This window comes from Deinococcus alpinitundrae (assembly GCF_009982895.1).
In the GTDB taxonomy this organism is placed as follows: Bacteria; Deinococcota; Deinococci; order Deinococcales; family Deinococcaceae; genus Deinococcus; species Deinococcus alpinitundrae.
Map to the genome: position 1 here is coordinate 61,610 of NZ_WXZL01000006.1, position 16,252 is coordinate 77,861.

The following is a 16,252-nucleotide window of genomic DNA, read 5'->3' on the forward strand; positions in this document are numbered from 1 at the left end:
GGGGGTTGGGGGGTGTCAGCGCGGGTTCGGCGGCTTCAGTGAGGTTTTCCAGGGATGCAGCGAGGTGTTGAGGGTGGCCGGATTCAAGCTGCTGGGGCTCAAGGTCAAGGCGTTCGGGCCGGAAGCGGCGTCGAGCAGGGCGGCCGCGTCCAGCGCCAGACCGCGCGACCAGGCGGCCAGGGCCATCAGCAGACCGTAGAGCAGGCCCGAGAGTAGCAGCAGGCCGGCCACACCCCACAGCACCCACCGGAAGACGGCACTGCTGAACCCGAGGGTGGCGTTGTCCTCGAACGCCTGCCCCAGCCCCGGCACGGCGGCCACCACCAGTATCAATAGGGCGCTGAGCAGGATGGAGGCCAGGCCCAGCCCCAGCACGACCAGGGTAAAGATCAGCCAACCGCCTGCCGCCGTGGCTGCTGGCGTGACCGTCACTGGAGCGCCGCGCGCGTGGTTGAGCGCTGCCGCAAAAAAGCGCTTGACGCTGCCCAACGCCAGCCAGGTCAGGACGACGGTGGGCACGCTCTGGACCAGGGTGCTCAGCAGCACCAGAGCAGTCTCCGGGCCGCCCAGCGACAGGTCTTTGTTGTCCGGCAAGAGCACTTGCGACAGGCCGAACGACGCCGCGACGATTCCCAGGCCCAGCACTGCCGAGGCCAGCGTGCCCCACTGCCAGACGCCCAGCCAGGTGATGAAGCGCTTCAGGTCGCCGGGCAGGGCGGGAGCCGGGCGGCGGGGGGCCAGCGCAAAGTCGCGGAGGCTGAGCACCGCCCGCCGCGCCGCCATGAGCGTCAGCAGATACGGCAGATAAAACAGGGCCGTGAAGACGAAACCCAGACCGAACGTCCAGGTGGGCAGCGCATTGCCCGCGCCGAGTTCCTGCCAGAACGGCCCGGAAAAGGCCCACAGTGCCGCCAGTCCACCCAGGGTCACGAGGGCCAGCAGGGTATAGAGGCCGGTCAGCAGACCGAGGCCGCCGCCGATGCGCTCAGCGCGAATCTGGACTCCCTGACGTGCGAGTTCGGAAGCAGGAGAAACAGGAAACGGCTGGGTCATGTCCGTATGCTGCCACGCCGGACCGTACCGGGTGAGGGGGAGGAGGCAGGCGGCCCTCCTCCCCTGGCTTCTTGCCGTGCAGCCGCTACACTGCGCTTCGGCGCTCGCCTCCCGCGAGTTGGCCATCACAAGGAGGGCCGCATGTCCAGCGACCAGACCGTATCCAGTTCTCTTCCTCTCGCCGCTCCCCAGCCGCGCCTGCGCTACTTCGACCTGATCCTGGGCCTGTTCGCGGCGGTGCTGATCATCTCGAACATCGCCAGCACCAAGACCGCCACCCTGAATCTGGGGTTCTGGCAACCGACCTTCGACGGCGGTACCATTCTCTTTCCGCTGACCTATATCTTTGGCGATCTGCTGACCGAGGTGTACGGCTACGCCCGCTCGCGCCGGGTGATCTGGTTCGGGCTGGCGATGAACCTGCTGGCCACCCTGACCTTCGCGCTGGTGGCGGGCCTGCCCGAGAGCGCCGACAGCCCCACCCGGGGAGCCTTCGGGGTGGTGTTCGCCTTCGCGCCGCGCATTCTGCTGGCGTCCACGGCGGCATTCTTCGTGGGCGAGTTTCTCAATTCCTATGTGCTGGCCCGCCTCAAGCTGCTGACCGGTGGCAAATGGCTGTGGACCCGCACCATCGGCAGCACCCTGATCGGGCAGGGGGCCGACACCATGGTGTTCAGTCTGGTGGCCTTCTGGGGCGTGCTGCCCAGCGACGTGCTGTGGGGACTCGTGCTGTTCAACTATCTCTACAAGGTGGGCCTCGAAGTGGTGCTGACGCCCGTGACCTACGCTGTCGTCGCCTTCCTCAAGCGGGCCGAGGGCATGGACAGTTTTGATCGCCACACTGATTTCAATCCGTTCCGGCTCGGCAACTGAACCCACCGCCAAGGCAAACCCCGGACAGCATGACGTGCTGTCCGGGGTTTGCCTTGAAAGCTGGTGGACTTTTTGTTCGGCTCAGCTCTTCGACAGCGCCTGATACCACTTGGCGCTGTCCTTGAGGGTTCGCTCCTGGGTGGCGTAGTCCACGTACACCAGCCCGAAGCGCTTGGAGTAGCCGTAGGCCCACTCGAAGTTGTCCATCAGCGACCAGGCGAAGTAGCCGCGCACGTCCACGCCCGCCTCGGTAGCCGTCAGCACCGCCCGCAGGTGGAGGTCGAAGTACTTGACCCGCTCGGGGTCGTGGACCTCGCCGCCCGCGCCCGGCGCGTCGGGATAGGCCGCGCCGTTCTCGGTGATGAAGATGGGCGGCAGGGGGTAGTCGGCGTGCAGGCGAATCAAGAGGTCACTCAGGCCCTGCGGAAACACCTCCCAGCCCATGTCGGTGTTGACGGCCCCGGCGGGCGGCTCGCCGCTGGCGGCAATGTAGCTGCGGGTGTAGTAGTTGACGCCCAGAAAGTCTATCGGCGCGCGGATGATCTCGAAGTCGCCCGCTTCCAGCGTCGGCACGTCCGCACCGTAGCCGTCCCAGATGTCCTGCGGGTACTCACCCTTGAAGAGAGGATCGAGAAACCAGCGGTTGAAGCGCCCGTCGGCGACGTGGGCGGCGGCCTCGTCGGCGGGGGTGGCCGGGTAGGCCGGGCCAAGATTGAGCACTGTGCCGAGGTCGGCCGGCAGCTTCAGCGCCCGCAATTCGCGCATCGCCAGCCCATGTCCGAGCAGCAGGTGGTGGGCGGCGCTCAGGGCGGCGGGGCGGTCGTGCCAGCCGGGCGCGTGCTCACCGATCTCGTAACTCAGGATGCTGGCGCACCACGGCTCATTCAGGGTGGCGATGCTGCGGACCTTGTGGCCCAGCCGCTCGCCCACGATCCGGGCGTACTCGGCAAAGTGGGACGCGGTCTGGCGGTTGGTCCAGCCGCCCTGGTCTTGCAGGGCCTGCGGCAGATCCCAGTGGTAGAGGGTCAGGTGCGCCGCGACGCCGCGCCGGTTCAGGCCGTCGACCAGGCGCTCGTAGAAGGCCAGGCCCGCTTCGTTGGCCGCTCCGGTGCCGGTCGGCTGAATGCGCGGCCAGGCCACCGAGAAGCGGTAGGCGTCCACGCCGAGCGAGGCGATCAGATCGAGGTCCTGCTCCAGGCGGTGGTAGTGGTCGCAGGCCACGTCGCCGTCGCTGCCGTCACGGATGCGGCCCGGCTCGCGGCAAAACGTATCCCAGATGCTGTCGCCGCGCCCGTCCTCGTGGACCGCACCCTCGATCTGAAACGAGGAGGTGGCGACGCCGAAGACGAAATTGGCCGGAAAGTTCTGGCGGGTCAGGGATTTGATGTCGGGTGAAGTGAGGGTCATGGTTCTCCAGGGAAGTCAGCAATAAGGTGGGGCCAGGGAGCGGGAGCGGCGGAAACTTAGCCTTTGAGCGCCCCGCTGGTCAGGCCGTCGATCAAGCGGCGCGAGGCGAAGGCGAACAGGATCAGCAGCGGCACCACGGTCAGCGCCACGCCGCACATCAAAGCCCCCCAGTCGGTGTTGGCGATGCCTTGCAGGGTGCGCAGGGCCAGCGGCGCGGTGTAGGTCTCGGCGCTGCGGAAGATGATCAGCGGCCCCAGGAAGCCGTTCCACGACTGCACGAACGTCACCAGGCCGAGCGTCGCCATGGCCGGGCCGGTCAGCGGCACGATCACCTTGCGAAAGGTCGTGAATTCGGTGGCTCCGTCGATGCGGGCGGCCTCGACCAGTTCACGCGGAATGGCGCTGCCGATGTACTGGCGCATCAGGAAAATACCGAAAGCGTTGGCCATGCCGGGAATCCACAGGGCGCGCGGCGTGTCGATCCAGCCGAGTGCTTGCATGATCAGGGCGAAGGGCACGATGTTGAGGGTCGAGGGAATCAGCAAAGTCGCCAGCAGCAGTCCGAAGAGCCAGCTCTTGCCCTTGAATTCGTACATGGCAAAGGCGTAGCCGCCCAGCGTGCAGAAAAACAGGGTGGTCGCAGTGGTCAGCACCGCCAGATACAGGCTGTTCCAGAGGTTGCGCCAGAACGGCATGCGTGAGAGCAGGCTCTCGTAGTTGTTGGTCAGGTCGTGGCCGAACCAGGTGGGCGGCGGCAGCGAGAAGATCTCCTGACGCGGGTGGGTGGCGAAGATGAACATGAAGTAGAAGGGAGCCAGCGTCAGCACGCCGCCGAGAAAGAGCAGCAGGATGGAGCCAGCACGACTGAGCGGTCGCTTACCGCTGATGCTGCGCGGCGGAGCCGTTGGGGCGGCCAGGGGTGTGGAAGTCATTTCGCTGCCTCGTTGTTGCCCGTGCCGCTGCGGCCGAACGCAAAATTGTTGACCAGGGTGAGCAGGCCGATCACGATAAACAGCAGCCAGGCCATCGCGGCGGCCAGTCCGGCGTCACTGTAGGCGTTGTAGGTTCTAAACATATACATGATGGTGGTCAGTCCCGCCTGCCCGACGCCGCCGCCGCCGTTGGTCAGGATGAACGGCTCCTCGAACAGCTGGAAGCCGCCGATGAGGCTCAGGGTCACGGCCAGAAAGATGGTGGGGCGCAGCAGCGGCAGGGTGATGAACCGGAACTGCTCGCTTCTGGTCGCGCCGTCCACGGCGGCCGCCTCGTAGAGTTCGCCGGGAATGGCCTGCAGGCCCGATAAGTACAGCAGCATGTTCCAGCCCACGTAGCGCCAGACGATCACCATGGCAATCGACGGCTGCACGAAGGCGCGCTCGCCCAGCCAGTTGATCTTGTCGGCGGGAAACAGCACGCCCAGGATGGGAATCTGGTGCAGGCTGTTGAGTGCGGCGTTGAGCACCCCGTACTGCCAGCTGAACAGCGTGAAGAAGATCACCGAGATGGCGACCACGGACGTGATGTAAGGCAGAAAGTAGATCGCCGTGATAAACGACTGCGCCCGCTTGAGGCCCATGTTGATGGCAAAGGCCAGCGGAATGGCGATCAGGTGCTGCGGCAGGCCGCTTTCCACCGCCAGGATCGCGGTGTTTTTCAGGGACAGCCAGAAGGTGGGGTCGGTCAGGTTGTCGGTGAAGTTGCGCAGGCCCACGAACTTCATGTCGCCCAGGCCGCTGCCGGGTTGCCATTCATGCACCGAGAGGTAGGCATTGAACAGAATCGGAAACAGACCGAAGACGAAAAACAGCAGGAAAAAGGGGCTGATGAAGATGTACGGTGCGTACTTGCGCTGGAAGTTGTCCCAGCCGCCGACTTTGGGAATGGGCGGGGTGGGCGTCAGCTTGGCGGGGGGAGCAGTCACGGCGGGGCCTCCTTCGGGCGCGGCCAGCCCAGCAGAGCCAGCCCACAAAAAACGCAGCAAAAACTGAGCGCGGGCAAATGCCGGACGCGCTCAGCCTGTCAAACTCAGGGTTGGGGCGCTGCTGGAATCAGCGGGTGCGGCGCTCCACCAGGCGCTGCGCGTCGGCCAGCGCGGTGGGGATGTCCTTGCTGCCGTCGAGCACGCTGCCCAGCGCGTCGCTGACGATCTGATCGGCGATGGGGTCGAGCTTGTTGACGTCCAGCGGCTGAATCTTGGCTGCCGCCGTGCGCCACAGCAAGCGGGCTTTCTGGTTGCCCAGGTACACCACGCCCTGGTTGAACACCGCGTCGGTCTGTCCGGCCTTGAGGGCCGGGAAGGCTCCGGTGGTCTTGAACGCCAGCACCTGCTGGGCCGCGTTGGTGGTCAGGTATTGCACCAGCTTCCAGGCGGCGTCCTTGTTGGCGCTCTGGGTGGGAATGCCGTAGAACGAGCCGCCCCAGCTGGCAAAGGTGTTGCCCGGCAGGTTCTGGGCGTTCCACTTGCCGGTGAAGTCCTTGGCCAGCCAGTTCTGCATGTGGCCGACCAGCCAGGCTCCCGAGAACTCGGTGGCGAGGTTGCCTTTCTGGAAGGCGGTGGTCCACTCCGGCGAGAAGGCTCCGCCCGCCTTGGCGTCGAGCTTGGCGTCGCGGATCTGCTTGGCCACCGTGAACGCCTTGACGAAGCGGGCGTTGTCGGGGCTGATCAGCACCTTGTTGCTCTTGTCGAAGTACAGGCCGTCTCCGGCCTTGAGGCCGGTGCGCAAGATGATCTGGGCGGCTTCGGAAGCGTCGGGAATCAGGAAGGTGCCGGGGTTGGCGGCCACCACTTTCTTGCCGTTGGTGATGTACGAGTCCCAGCTGGCATTGAGCTGGCTGGGCTTGACGCCCGCCTTGGCCAGCAGATCGGTGCGGTAGAACATCGAGCCGGGGCCGATGTCGGTGGGCATGGCGACGATGCGCCCGTCCTGGGTGGTGGCCTGCGGGAAGGTGAAGCCCACGAACTTGGACGCCAGCGCGCCAGCGTTGTAGGGGGCCTTGCTGAGATCGGTCATGCCGTTGCCTTCAGCAAACTTGGCGACGTAGCCGAAATCGATGGCCTCTACGTCGTTGGCTCCCTTGCCGGTCGAGAGCGCGGTGGTCAGCGCGTTGTGGTGATCGGCGTAGGCCAGCGAGTTGATCTTGACATCGATATCGGGGTAGAGCTTGTTAAAGCCGGGCAGGGCGGCCTTGACCACGCTGTCGAGGTCGGGGAACACGCCGATGGTGAGGGTGGTCTTCTGCGCGGCGGCCAGGCTGACCGAGAGCAAAGCGGCGGCGACGAACAATCTCTGAATCTTCATGGTGGAACCTCCGTAACTGGGGAGTGGAACCTGCTGAAAACGTTATCTGAAGCTTCGATTGGGTATGCCAGCAGACCGGGACAGAAATGCAGACGGCTCGCACTTCGAACGACAGGTTGTTGGTGAGGAAAAGCATAGGACTAGATAACGTTTTTTGCAAGCCCCCACCATCGGTGACCAACGGGGTGGGGACACCGATGGCGTGCCAGCGCAGGATCAGGCTGATCGGTAGGCGGCTGATGGGTCGCCCTGGACCGGGAAAAGTGAACGGCGGAATACTTTTGAGGGCCGGGGCCACTGGTCCGGTGGGATGTCTTGGCGAATACCTGCACTCGTGATAACGTTTTCTGCATGACCGCCGGGAGCCTTGCCAAATCTCTGACCATCCGCGACGTGGCGCACCGTGCGGGCGTCTCGGTCAGCACCGTGTCGCGGGTCATCAACGGCAAGAAGGTGCGCCCCGAACTCGAAACCAGCGTGCGCCAGGTGCTGAGTGACCTCAACTTCCGGCCCAGCGCGGTGGCCCGCAGCATGGTCCGGGGCACCACCCAGACAGTGGGGGTGCTGGTCGAGGACATTTCCAGCGCTTACTACGCCGAGCTGATCAAGGGTATCGAGAGCGTGCTGGAGCGTACCGGTCACCATCCGCTGTTCAAGAGCAGCCACTGGAGCACGGTGCTGGAGGAAGAGGCCCTCAAGGTGTTTCTCGACCACAACGTGGACGCCATCATCGTGGTGGGCGGCTTCATTCCCGAAACCCGGCTGCGTGAGCTGGCCGCACGCCTGCCGCTGGTGGTGGCCGGGCGCGGCGGCCTGAGCCTGGGCGTGCCGACCCTGACGCTCGATCAGCGCGGCGGAGCGGAGCGGGCCACCCGTCACCTGATCGAACTCGGCCACCGCGAGATCGTGCATATCTGCGGGCGCATGACCCAGGAGGACGCCGTGGGCCGCCTGCACGGCTACCGCGACGCCATGCACAGCGCAGGCATCGAGGTGCGGCCCGAATGGATCTTGCCCGGCGACTTTCTGGAAACCTCGGCGTACCGGGCGATGCTGGGCTTTGTCGAGCTGAACCTGCCGTTTACCGCCGTGTTCGCGGCCAACGACCAGATGGCGCTGGGAGCCAATCTGGCGCTGCACCGCAAGGGTCTGCGGGTGCCCGACGACGTGTCGCTGGTCGGCTACGACGATCTGCCGATGTCGGCCTACAGCCTGCCGCCGCTGACCACCATTCGCCAGCCCGCCCAGCAGGTGGGCGAGGCCGCCGCCCACGCTGCCCACGACCTGATGACCGGCAAGACGCCCCACTTGCCGGAGTTCGAGCTGAGGCTGGTGCTGCGCGAATCGACCCGCCCGCTGCGGCGTTGAAACGGGCGGGTCGCCTGCTTTGCATCCGCTTCCCCAGACCTTCAGCTGAACTTGATACGCTGTGGCCATGACCACTGCCGCCGCGCCCGAGGCCCTGCCCCCCGTGCTCACCGTCCGCGAGATGGGCATCGCCGCGCGCCGGGCGGGCCGGGTGCTGGGCACACTCCCCACGGCCCAGAAGAACGCGGCCCTGAGCGCGGTTGCCGCGCAACTCCGCGCCCAGGCCGCCGAGATTCTGGCCGCCAATCTGCTGGACGTGCAGGCTGCTCGCGCTGCCGGGCTGGCTGAATCGCTGATCGACCGCCTGACCCTGACCCCCGAGCGCCTGGAGGGCGTGGCCGCCGACGTGGATAAGGTGGCGACCCTGCCCGACCCGGTGGGCGAGATGCTGGGCGAGGCGACGCGCCCCAACGGTTTGAAGGTCTCGCGCCGCCGGGTGCCGCTGGGGGTGCTGGGCGTCATCTACGAGGCGCGGCCTAATGTCACGGTGGATGTGGCGACGCTGGCTGTCAAGAGCGGCAACGCGGTGATCTTGCGCGGCGGCAAGGAAACGGCCCGCAGCAACGCCGTGCTGGTGCGCCTGATCGCCGCTGCGCTTGCTCAGCACGGCATTCCGGCAGGTGCGGTGCAGGTCATCGCCGACCCCGACCGGGCCAGGATGCTCGAACTCCTGAAGCTTGACGATCTCATCGACGCCATCATTCCGCGTGGGGGAGCCGGGCTGCACCGTTTCTGCGTCGAGAACGCCACCGTACCGGTGATCGTGGGCGGCGTGGGGGTGGTGCATCTGTACCTCGACGAGAGCTACGTGCAGGACGCGGCGGGGGTGGCCAGTGCCGCCGAACTCATTCACAACAGCAAGGTGCAGCGGCCCAGCGCCTGCAATGCCCTCGACACCCTGCTGCTGACCGAGACCTCGGCCCAGCTGGCCCTGCCGGAGGTGGCCCGCGATTTGCTGGCCGCGGGCGTGGAGCTGCGCGCCGACCCCGTGAGTCTGGGCATTCTGCAAGCGGCGGGCCTGGAGGCGGTGGCCGCCACGCCCGGCGATTTCGGCACCGAGTTTCTGGCGCTCACACTCAGTCTCAAGACAGTGGCCGACTTCGGTGAGGCGCTCGACTTCATCGCCCAGTACGGCAACCACACCGACGCCATTCTGACCCGTGACGAGCGGCAGGCCGAGACGTTCGTGCAGCAGGTCGACAGCGCCGCCGTGATCGTCAACGCCTCGACCCGCTTCAACGACGGCGCGCAGCTCGGTCTGGGCGCGGAGGTGGCCGTCTCGACGCAGAAGCTGCACGCCCGCGGCCCGATGGCCCTTTTCGAGCTGACCACCACCAAATGGGTGGTGCGCGGCCAGGGACAGGTGCGCGGCGGATGAAAGCCCGCTGGGGTCTGTGGCTCGGCCTGGGCGGCCTGCTGCTGGCGTCCGGGGCGATTGCCGCCGCCGTGCGCACCGATCCCTGGCCCGGTAGCCCGGTGCTGACCCGGTTGTTTGCGCTGCCATCATCGAAAGCGGACGTGAAGCAGCTCGCCGCCGACCTCGACCTCAGCGCTGGACAGTTGCAGGACCTGCGCCAGCTCACGGCAGGCGAAGCCAGGAGCGCCAAACTCGGCGAGGCGGTGCAGAGCCGCCTTCAGGCCCGGCAGCTCAACACCGAGATCAGCGCCATGCGAATGGAAAAGGACCGCAAGGCCCGGCTGATTCTGGGCGACAAGTACACGGCGTTCCGGCAATGGATTAGAGAATGGTGGGCGCGGCAGGTGGGACACAGCCGTCAGCGAAGCGAGTTGCGGCAAGCGGCCCGTGAGGCGGCGCAGGCGGCGAAATAACAGAACGGGGCTCAGCCCGCCACGAACCGCAGCGCTCCCTCCACGTCCTGAAGGTCACTCAGGACCGGTACCACGGTACTTTCCGAGACCTGGGCGGCGTAGCGCACGTCCTCGCCGAGGCCCAGGCGCTCCAGCGTCTGCCCATGCACGCTGCTCGACAGGGCTTCCAGCGGGTTCCCGGCACTGCGGCGCAGGGTCAGGGCGATGCGCGCGCCGTCGTCCACGCTCAGTTCACCCAGCGCCAGCAGGTACTCGGCGATCACGCCCGCCGCGTACACGTCCTCCAGGCCCACCCGCTCGTCGGTTCCGGCGCAGACGATGGCGATTTCTTCGAGCGCCAGCGCCTTGGCCCGCCTCGCGGCGGCGTGGGCGTTGGTCAGTGAGGCCAGCAGCACCCGGCTGCCGCTCTGGGCCGCGATGTGGGCGGCCCCGGTGCCGTTGGTGGTGTTCATGATCACCGTCTTGCCGGTGAAATTCTGCTGCGCCGCTTCCACCGGGCTGTTGCCGAAATCGAAGCCGGGGATGGCCAGCCCGCCGCGCTCGCCGCCGAGCAGGTAGCGGTCGTCGCGCAGGGGGTCGCCCGCCTCGTCGGTGAGGCCCGGCTGCCACTTGAGGCCCAGGGCGATGTCGGGGCTGGCGGTGAGCAGCAGTGCCTCGGCTCCGCGCTCCAAGTACGTGACGGCGGTGGTGGTGGCCCGCAGCACGTCGATGACCAGCACGGTATCGGAATACGACCCGTGCGGAAGCAGATCGACCCGCAGCTTCACGCGTGCTCCTGCGTTAGCGCGGCGCGCAGGCTGGATAAGCCCGCCGCCGCGCCGCTCGCGCCGAACACGCTCGACCCGGCCACCAGCACGCTTGCGCCAGCATCGGCCAGGGCGCGGGCGTTCTCGGCGCTCACGCCGCCGTCCACTTGCAGTTCCGCCGCGCTGCCGATGTCGTTCAGCCAGCCGCGCACGGTGCGGACCCGCTCCAGTGATTGCGGCAAGAAGCGCTGCCCGCCGAAGCCGGGATTAACGCTCATGATCAGCACCAGGTCCACGTCGGCCAGCACCGGGCGCAGGGTGTCCAGCGACGTGCCGGGATTGAGCACCACGCCCGCCTGCTTGCCCAGGTCCCGGACCATCTGCACGGCGCGGTGCAGGTGCGGGGTCGATTCGACATGCACCGTCAGGCCGTCTGCGCCCGCCGCCGCGAAATCTTCCAGGTAGCGCTCGGGCGACGTGATCATCAGGTGAACGTCGATGAACTGCCCCGGCGCGGCGGCCCGTTTGGCAGCGGCCAGAATGGGCAGCCCGAAACTGATGTTCGGCACGAACAGGCCGTCCATCACGTCCACATGAATGTATTCGGCGCTGGCGATGGCCGACACTTCGTCCCCGAGGCGGGTGAAATCACAGGCGAGGATACTCGGAGCGAGTTTGACTGGCACGCGGGTCAGTGTACCAACCAGGAGCAAGTAAGCCTAGAGAGGACGCGGCATGAGGAGCGAGGGGCTGCCGGGCGCGTGGCATAGTGACCCCATGTCTGCCCCTCCCTTTCACCTCGTCGCCTGGGCCGTCTTGCAGCGCCCGGATGAGCGGATTTTGCTGGCCCGGCGCAGCAACGTGAGTTACGGCAATGGATTGTGGGGCCTGCCCGGCGGCCACGTCGAGGACAACGAGACACTGCCCCAGGCCGCTGCCCGCGAAGCCCTGGAGGAAGTCGGCGTGCGGCTCGATCCGGCTTCGCTGCTGCTGCTGGGCATGACCCGTTACGTGGACAACAGTGAAGCAGACATCGTGCGCGGCCTGGACGCCTTTTATCTGGCGGTGGACTGGCAAGGCGAGGCCCAGCCGGTCAGTGAATGCTCCGAGGTCGGCTGGTTCTCGCCCCACGATCTGCCGCCGGACGCCCTGCCCTGGCTTGATACGGCGGTGAGCAGGCATCTGGTGGAGAGGACGGCGTTTCGAGAAGATCTGGGCTGAAAGCGGCCCACGCCGATGCGTTACCCTTCAGCGTATGGATGTGACGGCATGGACGTAATAGTCATTGGCGCGGGGCTGGCTGGTCTCACTGCCGCGCGTACTTTGCAGCGGGCGGGAAAGCGGGTGCGGGTGCTGGAAGCCTCAGCGGTGGTGGGGGGACGGGTCCAGTCACGTGAACGCTCGGGCTTCACGCTCGACGCGGGCTATCAGGTGCTGTTCGAGGCATACCCAGCGGTCGAGCGCCAGCTCGATCTGTCGGCGCTCGATCTGGTCCGTATTCCGCCGTCGGCGGCCATTCGGCTGGGCACGAAAGAGGAGTTGCTGGGCGATCCCCGGCGCGACCCCGGCGTCATTCCCGGTCTGCTCACCGCCCGCAGCCTGACGGTCAAGGATCGGTTGCTGTTTGGCCGCCTGGCCGCCTCGGTGGCGGTGGTGCCGCCGCATACCCTGCTGACCGGCCCCGACGAGCCGACCCACGCCTACCTGGGGCGCATGGGCTTCTCGAACACGGTGCTGGAGCGCTTCTTCGCGCCGTTTTTCGGCGGTATCTTCCTCAGGCGCGACCTCTCGACGAGTGCGCGGCTGTTTCGCTACTACCTGCGGATGCTACTCAGTGGCCCGGTCAGCTTGCCCCGGCACGGGATGTCGGTGCTCAGCGGGCAACTGGCCTCGGAACTCACCTCGAGCGGGGCCATCACCTTCAATGCCCGCGCTCTGAAGCTCACGCCGCACAGCCGGGGCGTCAGCGTGACCACCTCGCTCGGCGAACTCGACGCCCCGCAGGTGATCGTCGCCACCGATCCGCCCAGCGCCGCTCAGCTGCTCGGCGAGGACGTTTCACGCGGCAGCGTGTCCAGCACCTATCTGTACTACGCCGTCGACACGGCCCCCGATGCCCAGTTCCGATTGCTGCTCAACCCGGTGGGTGGCCTGGGCAACTCGGCCCTAATCAACAACGCCCAATGGCTCAGCCACCTGCTGCCTGAGCGTGCGCCGGTGGGCCAGCACCTGCTCACCGTCACGGTGCTGGGCAACCCTGAGCTGGACGACGCGGCGCTCGACACGGCGGTGCGGGCCGAACTCTCGGTCTGGTACGGCCCGCAGGTCGCGGCGCTGCGCACCCTGGCCGTCGAGCGCATTGCCCACGCCCAGTATCCCCAGTCGCCCGGCTACGCCGCCCAGCTGCCGGGGCACACCACCCGGCTGCCCGGCGTGCTGCTGGCCGGGGAGATCACGTCCATGAGCGGAATTCAGGGCGCACTGGAAAGCGGCGAGAGAGCGGCAGCCATCATGCTGGGCGACCTGGCGACCATGAGCCGCCCGCGCGGCGCATGACCACCCCAGGCTCCAACCATCCGGCCATTGACCATCTGGTGATCGCCGCCCGGAGCCTGGGTGAGGGGGCGGCCTGGCTGGAAGAGCGGCTGGGCGTGCCGCTGTCACCCGGCGGCGAGCATCCCACCTTCGGGACCCACAACCGGCTGCTCTCGCTGGGCGGCAGTTATCTGGAAGTCATCGCCGTCAACCCGGACGCGTCCGCGCCCACCCGCCCGCGCTGGTTCGGCCTCGACATGCCCGCCGTGCAGGCCCGGCTCAAGGGTGGCCCGGCGCTGATTCACTGGGTGGCCCGCACGCCCCGTCTGCCGCTGGCCGGGCAGGGTGAGGCGCTGGCCCTCTCGCGGGGCCGCTACGCCTGGACCCTGACGGTGCCGCAAGATGGCTCCCTGCCGCTGGGCGGCGCGCTGCCGAGTCTGATCACTTGGCAGGGCGAGTCGCCCGCTGCCGCGCTGCCAGATGTGGGCGTGCGCCTGCAAATCCTGACGCTGGAGACGCCCCAGCCCGGTGACCTGCGGACCGCCTTGAGCGCGCTGGAACTGGTGGCGCTGGTAACGGTTCAGCAGGCCCCCAAAATCAGCTTGCGCGCCCTTCTGAACACCCCGAACGGGGAGGTCGTCCTTGAGTAACTCCAGAACCCTGATCAACCCCAGAAATCTGCCGCTGCGCCCCGGTGTGGGGGCCGTCATCGTGCGAACGGACGAAACCGGCGGTGAGTGGCTGGCCGTCGTGCGCGAATCGAACGGGTCGCTCACCTTGCCCAAGGGCGGTATCGAGCCGAAGGAGGACGCCCTGACGGCCCTGCGCCGCGAGGTCCACGAGGAGTCTGGAATCACGGCCCTGACCATCCTCACCGAACTCGGCATCTGGCCGCGCGAGAACGAGGCCGGAACACGCTGGGTCGAGAACCGGTTTTTTGTCTGCACCACGGCGCAAGTCGAGGCGACGCCGCTGGAACCCGGCTACGCGCTGGAGTGGTACCCGCTGACCGCGCCACCCGCCTTCTTTTGGGCCGATCAGTTCGAGGTGCTGGCGCAGGCGCGCTTGTGGCGAAATTCACATTCTGGATAACACCGCCGCGAGCCGCGCTACGACGCTGTTTGCCAAAAAAAGCCGCGCCAGGACGATGTTTTCCAGGCCTTTACGGATGGGGCGACGGAAGAGTAAACTGAGGCCCTGACCGCCCCGGCCAGCCATGGCATACGGGGCCGTTCGCGGCCTGCCGAGAGAGCAACATTGACGGCGCTGGACACTTCGTCTGGCGCTGCCCTGTTTTCGGCAATCGGGGTCGCAAGAGGGGGTGAGGACACATCGGAACCAAGGAGGAAGTGCGCGAGCGGCTGAATATCGCCGACGTGGTGGGACAGTATGTGAGCCTCACCCCGGCGGGCAAGGGCCGCCTGAAGGGCCTGTGCCCGTTTCACAACGAGAAGACCCCCAGCTTTCAGGTCGACACCGAGCAGGGGTACTACTACTGCTTCGGTTGCAAGGCGGGCGGCGATCTGTTCTCGTTCGTGCAGCGCACCGAGAACCTGAGTTTCGGCGATGCCCTGCGCAAGCTGGCCGAGCAGGCGGGCGTCACCGTCGAGACCCGCTACGGTGAGCGCAGCAGCCGCGATATCTACGACGTGAACGCCTTCGCGCTGGAGTATTTCCGCAGCCACCTGCCGGGGCCGGGCCTGGACTACTTCCGCGCGCGCGGCCTGACCGAGGAGACGATTGCCAAGTTCGAACTCGGCTACGCCCCGGACGGCTGGGACGGTTTGCTGAGTCTCGCCCGCACGCGCGGCCTGACGGACCGGCAACTGCTGGAAGCGGGCCTGCTCTCAGAGAACACCCAGACCGGGCGGGTCTACGACCGCTTCCGGGGCCGGGTGATGTTCCCGATTCGCGACCACCTCGGGCGGCTGGTGGGCTTCGGGGGCCGGGTGCTCGGCGACGAGAAGCCCAAATATCTCAACACGCCCGAGACGGAGGCGTTCAAGAAGGGTGAGCTGCTCTACGGCCTGAACTTCGCCCGCAGCGCCGCCCAGCAGGCCAGCCCCGACGGCGGCGGTGAGCTGATCGTGGTGGAAGGCTACATGGACGTGATCGCCCTGCACCAGGCCGGATTCGAGACGGCGGCGGCGACCCTGGGCACGGCGCTCACTGCCGACCACGCGACCCTGCTGGCGCGGCTCGACATTCAGAAACTGGCCCTGATGTTCGACCGCGACGAGGCGGGCCTGAAAGCCACCTTATCCGGACTCGATCAGGTGGTGGGCAGCAAGCTGCGGGTGCGCGCCACCCGGGTGCCGAGCGGCAAGGACCCCGCCGACGCGGTGATGGCCGGAGAGCTGCACGCCATTCGGCAGGCGCTGGCGAGTGGACTGGACGAGGTGCATTACCGGGTGGAGGCCGCCGTGCAGAAGTACGGCGTGGCGACCTCCGAGGCCAAACGGCGCATTCTGATGGAACTCCTGCCGCGCATGCAAAACCTCGATCCCTTCGACGAGAGCGCCCGTGAGATGCGGCGGCTGGCCTGCGATCCGCTGGGCCTGAAGCCCGAAGCCCTCAGCGACTGGATCGCCAACAAGGCCAAGCGCAAGACCCTCACCGATACCCACCTGGCGGGCATGTCTAACACGCCGCAGGGCGACCACGAGCTGGCCCTGCTGCGCCAGATTCTGCTGGCCCCCGCGCTGCTCGCCAAGCTCGACGGCCAGTTGCCCTGGCACAACGAGACGGTCAAGAAGGTGATGCTGGCCGCGCGCGGTGCGAAGAGCAGCGAGGAGATTCTGGAGGTCTTCCGGGGTCAGCCTGAGGAACAACTGCTGATCCGACTGCTGTTCGAGGGCCGCGATCCCCGCGCCCACAGCCGGGCGGCCACCGAGCAGTTCGAGCAGAAGGTGGGGGCCTACGCCGCCGCCGCCGTCGAGGACATTCAGTCGGGGCGCAGCATCGAGTCGCTCAAGGTTGAAAAAGACCTGCTGGCCCAGCAGATGTCGAGTGCTTCCGCCGCCGAGCAGCGGGCCTTGCTGGTGCAGATTTCCGAGTTGCAGCGGGCCATCGAAGCCGAGAAGCGGGTCCGGCGGGTGCAGGCGTAAAAATCTCCAGCGACGTTGGCCCTTTTTTAAGAAG

General features: G+C 67.0%; 16 protein-coding genes. 9 read left to right on the forward strand and 7 right to left on the reverse strand.

Features of this window, described 5'->3' with window-relative positions:
- Positions 1-15: 15 nt before the first annotated feature.
- Positions 16-1,053, reverse strand: a complete 1,038-nt coding sequence (locus tag GUI70_RS07215; RefSeq protein ID WP_161881633.1) for a hypothetical protein — start codon at positions 1,051-1,053, stop codon at positions 16-18.
- A gap of 141 nt (positions 1,054-1,194) precedes the next feature.
- Between GUI70_RS07215 and GUI70_RS07220 the strand changes: the two genes are divergently transcribed.
- On the forward strand, positions 1,195-1,926 hold the full coding sequence (locus GUI70_RS07220) for a queuosine precursor transporter (protein ID WP_202630422.1): 732 nt from the start codon (positions 1,195-1,197) through the stop codon (positions 1,924-1,926).
- A gap of 81 nt (positions 1,927-2,007) precedes the next feature.
- On the opposite strand, the gene GUI70_RS07225 is transcribed toward GUI70_RS07220, so the two are convergent.
- The 4 genes from GUI70_RS07225 to GUI70_RS07240 form a co-directional block, all read right to left on the reverse strand.
- On the reverse strand, positions 2,008-3,333 hold the full coding sequence (locus GUI70_RS07225) for a GH1 family beta-glucosidase (RefSeq protein WP_161881634.1): 1,326 nt from the start codon (positions 3,331-3,333) through the stop codon (positions 2,008-2,010).
- Positions 3,334-3,389: 56 nt separating this feature from the next.
- A complete protein-coding gene (locus GUI70_RS07230) occupies positions 3,390-4,265 on the reverse strand; it encodes a carbohydrate ABC transporter permease (protein WP_161881635.1) in 876 nt (291 codons plus the stop codon).
- Positions 4,262-5,254, reverse strand: coding sequence for a carbohydrate ABC transporter permease (locus tag GUI70_RS07235; protein WP_237724765.1), 993 nt, complete (start codon positions 5,252-5,254; stop codon positions 4,262-4,264). Before GUI70_RS07235 ends, GUI70_RS07230 begins: the two co-directional genes overlap by 4 nt.
- 127 nt (positions 5,255-5,381) lie before the next feature.
- On the reverse strand, positions 5,382-6,632 hold the full coding sequence (locus tag GUI70_RS07240; RefSeq protein WP_161881636.1) for an ABC transporter substrate-binding protein: 1,251 nt from the start codon (positions 6,630-6,632) through the stop codon (positions 5,382-5,384).
- A gap of 351 nt (positions 6,633-6,983) precedes the next feature.
- Between GUI70_RS07240 and GUI70_RS07245 the strand changes: the two genes are divergently transcribed.
- The 3 genes from GUI70_RS07245 to GUI70_RS07255 all read left to right on the forward strand — a co-directional run bounded on the left by GUI70_RS07245 (position 6,984) and on the right by GUI70_RS07255 (position 9,830).
- The gene (locus GUI70_RS07245) at positions 6,984-8,000 is read left to right on the forward strand and encodes a LacI family DNA-binding transcriptional regulator (protein ID WP_161881637.1); all 1,017 of its coding nucleotides are present in this window, start codon (positions 6,984-6,986) and stop codon (positions 7,998-8,000) included.
- A gap of 67 nt (positions 8,001-8,067) precedes the next feature.
- Positions 8,068-9,378, forward strand: a complete 1,311-nt coding sequence (locus GUI70_RS07250) for a glutamate-5-semialdehyde dehydrogenase (RefSeq protein WP_237724766.1) — start codon at positions 8,068-8,070, stop codon at positions 9,376-9,378.
- Positions 9,375-9,830, forward strand: coding sequence for a hypothetical protein (locus GUI70_RS07255; protein ID WP_161881638.1), 456 nt, complete (start codon positions 9,375-9,377; stop codon positions 9,828-9,830). The genes GUI70_RS07250 and GUI70_RS07255 overlap by 4 nt, the downstream gene beginning before the upstream one ends.
- Before the next feature lie 11 nt (positions 9,831-9,841).
- On the opposite strand, the gene GUI70_RS07260 is transcribed toward GUI70_RS07255, so the two are convergent.
- Both GUI70_RS07260 and rpe read right to left on the reverse strand, forming a co-directional pair.
- Positions 9,842-10,597 carry a 2-phosphosulfolactate phosphatase gene (locus GUI70_RS07260; RefSeq protein WP_161881639.1) on the reverse strand — a complete coding sequence of 252 codons (756 nt, stop codon included), beginning with the start codon at positions 10,595-10,597 and terminating at the stop codon, positions 9,842-9,844.
- Complete coding sequence (rpe, locus tag GUI70_RS07265; protein WP_237724767.1) at positions 10,594-11,262, reverse strand: ribulose-phosphate 3-epimerase; 669 nt, start codon at positions 11,260-11,262, stop codon at positions 10,594-10,596. The genes GUI70_RS07260 and rpe overlap by 4 nt, the downstream gene beginning before the upstream one ends.
- A 91-nt stretch (positions 11,263-11,353) precedes the next feature.
- Here rpe and GUI70_RS07270 point away from each other — a divergent pair, with 91 nt between their 5' ends.
- From GUI70_RS07270 to dnaG, 5 genes are all read left to right on the forward strand, one after another.
- Positions 11,354-11,797, forward strand: coding sequence for an NUDIX hydrolase (locus tag GUI70_RS07270; RefSeq protein WP_161881640.1), 444 nt, complete (start codon positions 11,354-11,356; stop codon positions 11,795-11,797).
- A 48-nt stretch (positions 11,798-11,845) separates the two neighbouring features.
- Positions 11,846-13,132: an NAD(P)/FAD-dependent oxidoreductase gene (locus GUI70_RS07275; RefSeq protein WP_161881641.1), complete on the forward strand. Its 1,287-nt coding sequence runs from the start codon at positions 11,846-11,848 to the stop codon at positions 13,130-13,132.
- Positions 13,129-13,761, forward strand: coding sequence for a VOC family protein (locus tag GUI70_RS07280; RefSeq protein WP_161881642.1), 633 nt, complete (start codon positions 13,129-13,131; stop codon positions 13,759-13,761). The genes GUI70_RS07275 and GUI70_RS07280 overlap by 4 nt, the downstream gene beginning before the upstream one ends.
- Entirely contained in the window at positions 13,754-14,203 is a 450-nt protein-coding gene (locus GUI70_RS07285; RefSeq protein WP_202630423.1) for an NUDIX domain-containing protein, read from the forward strand. Before GUI70_RS07280 ends, GUI70_RS07285 begins: the two co-directional genes overlap by 8 nt.
- Before the next feature lie 257 nt (positions 14,204-14,460).
- Positions 14,461-16,218 carry a DNA primase gene (dnaG, locus tag GUI70_RS07290; RefSeq protein WP_237724768.1) on the forward strand — a complete coding sequence of 586 codons (1,758 nt, stop codon included), beginning with the start codon at positions 14,461-14,463 and terminating at the stop codon, positions 16,216-16,218.
- Positions 16,219-16,252 lie beyond the last annotated feature (34 nt).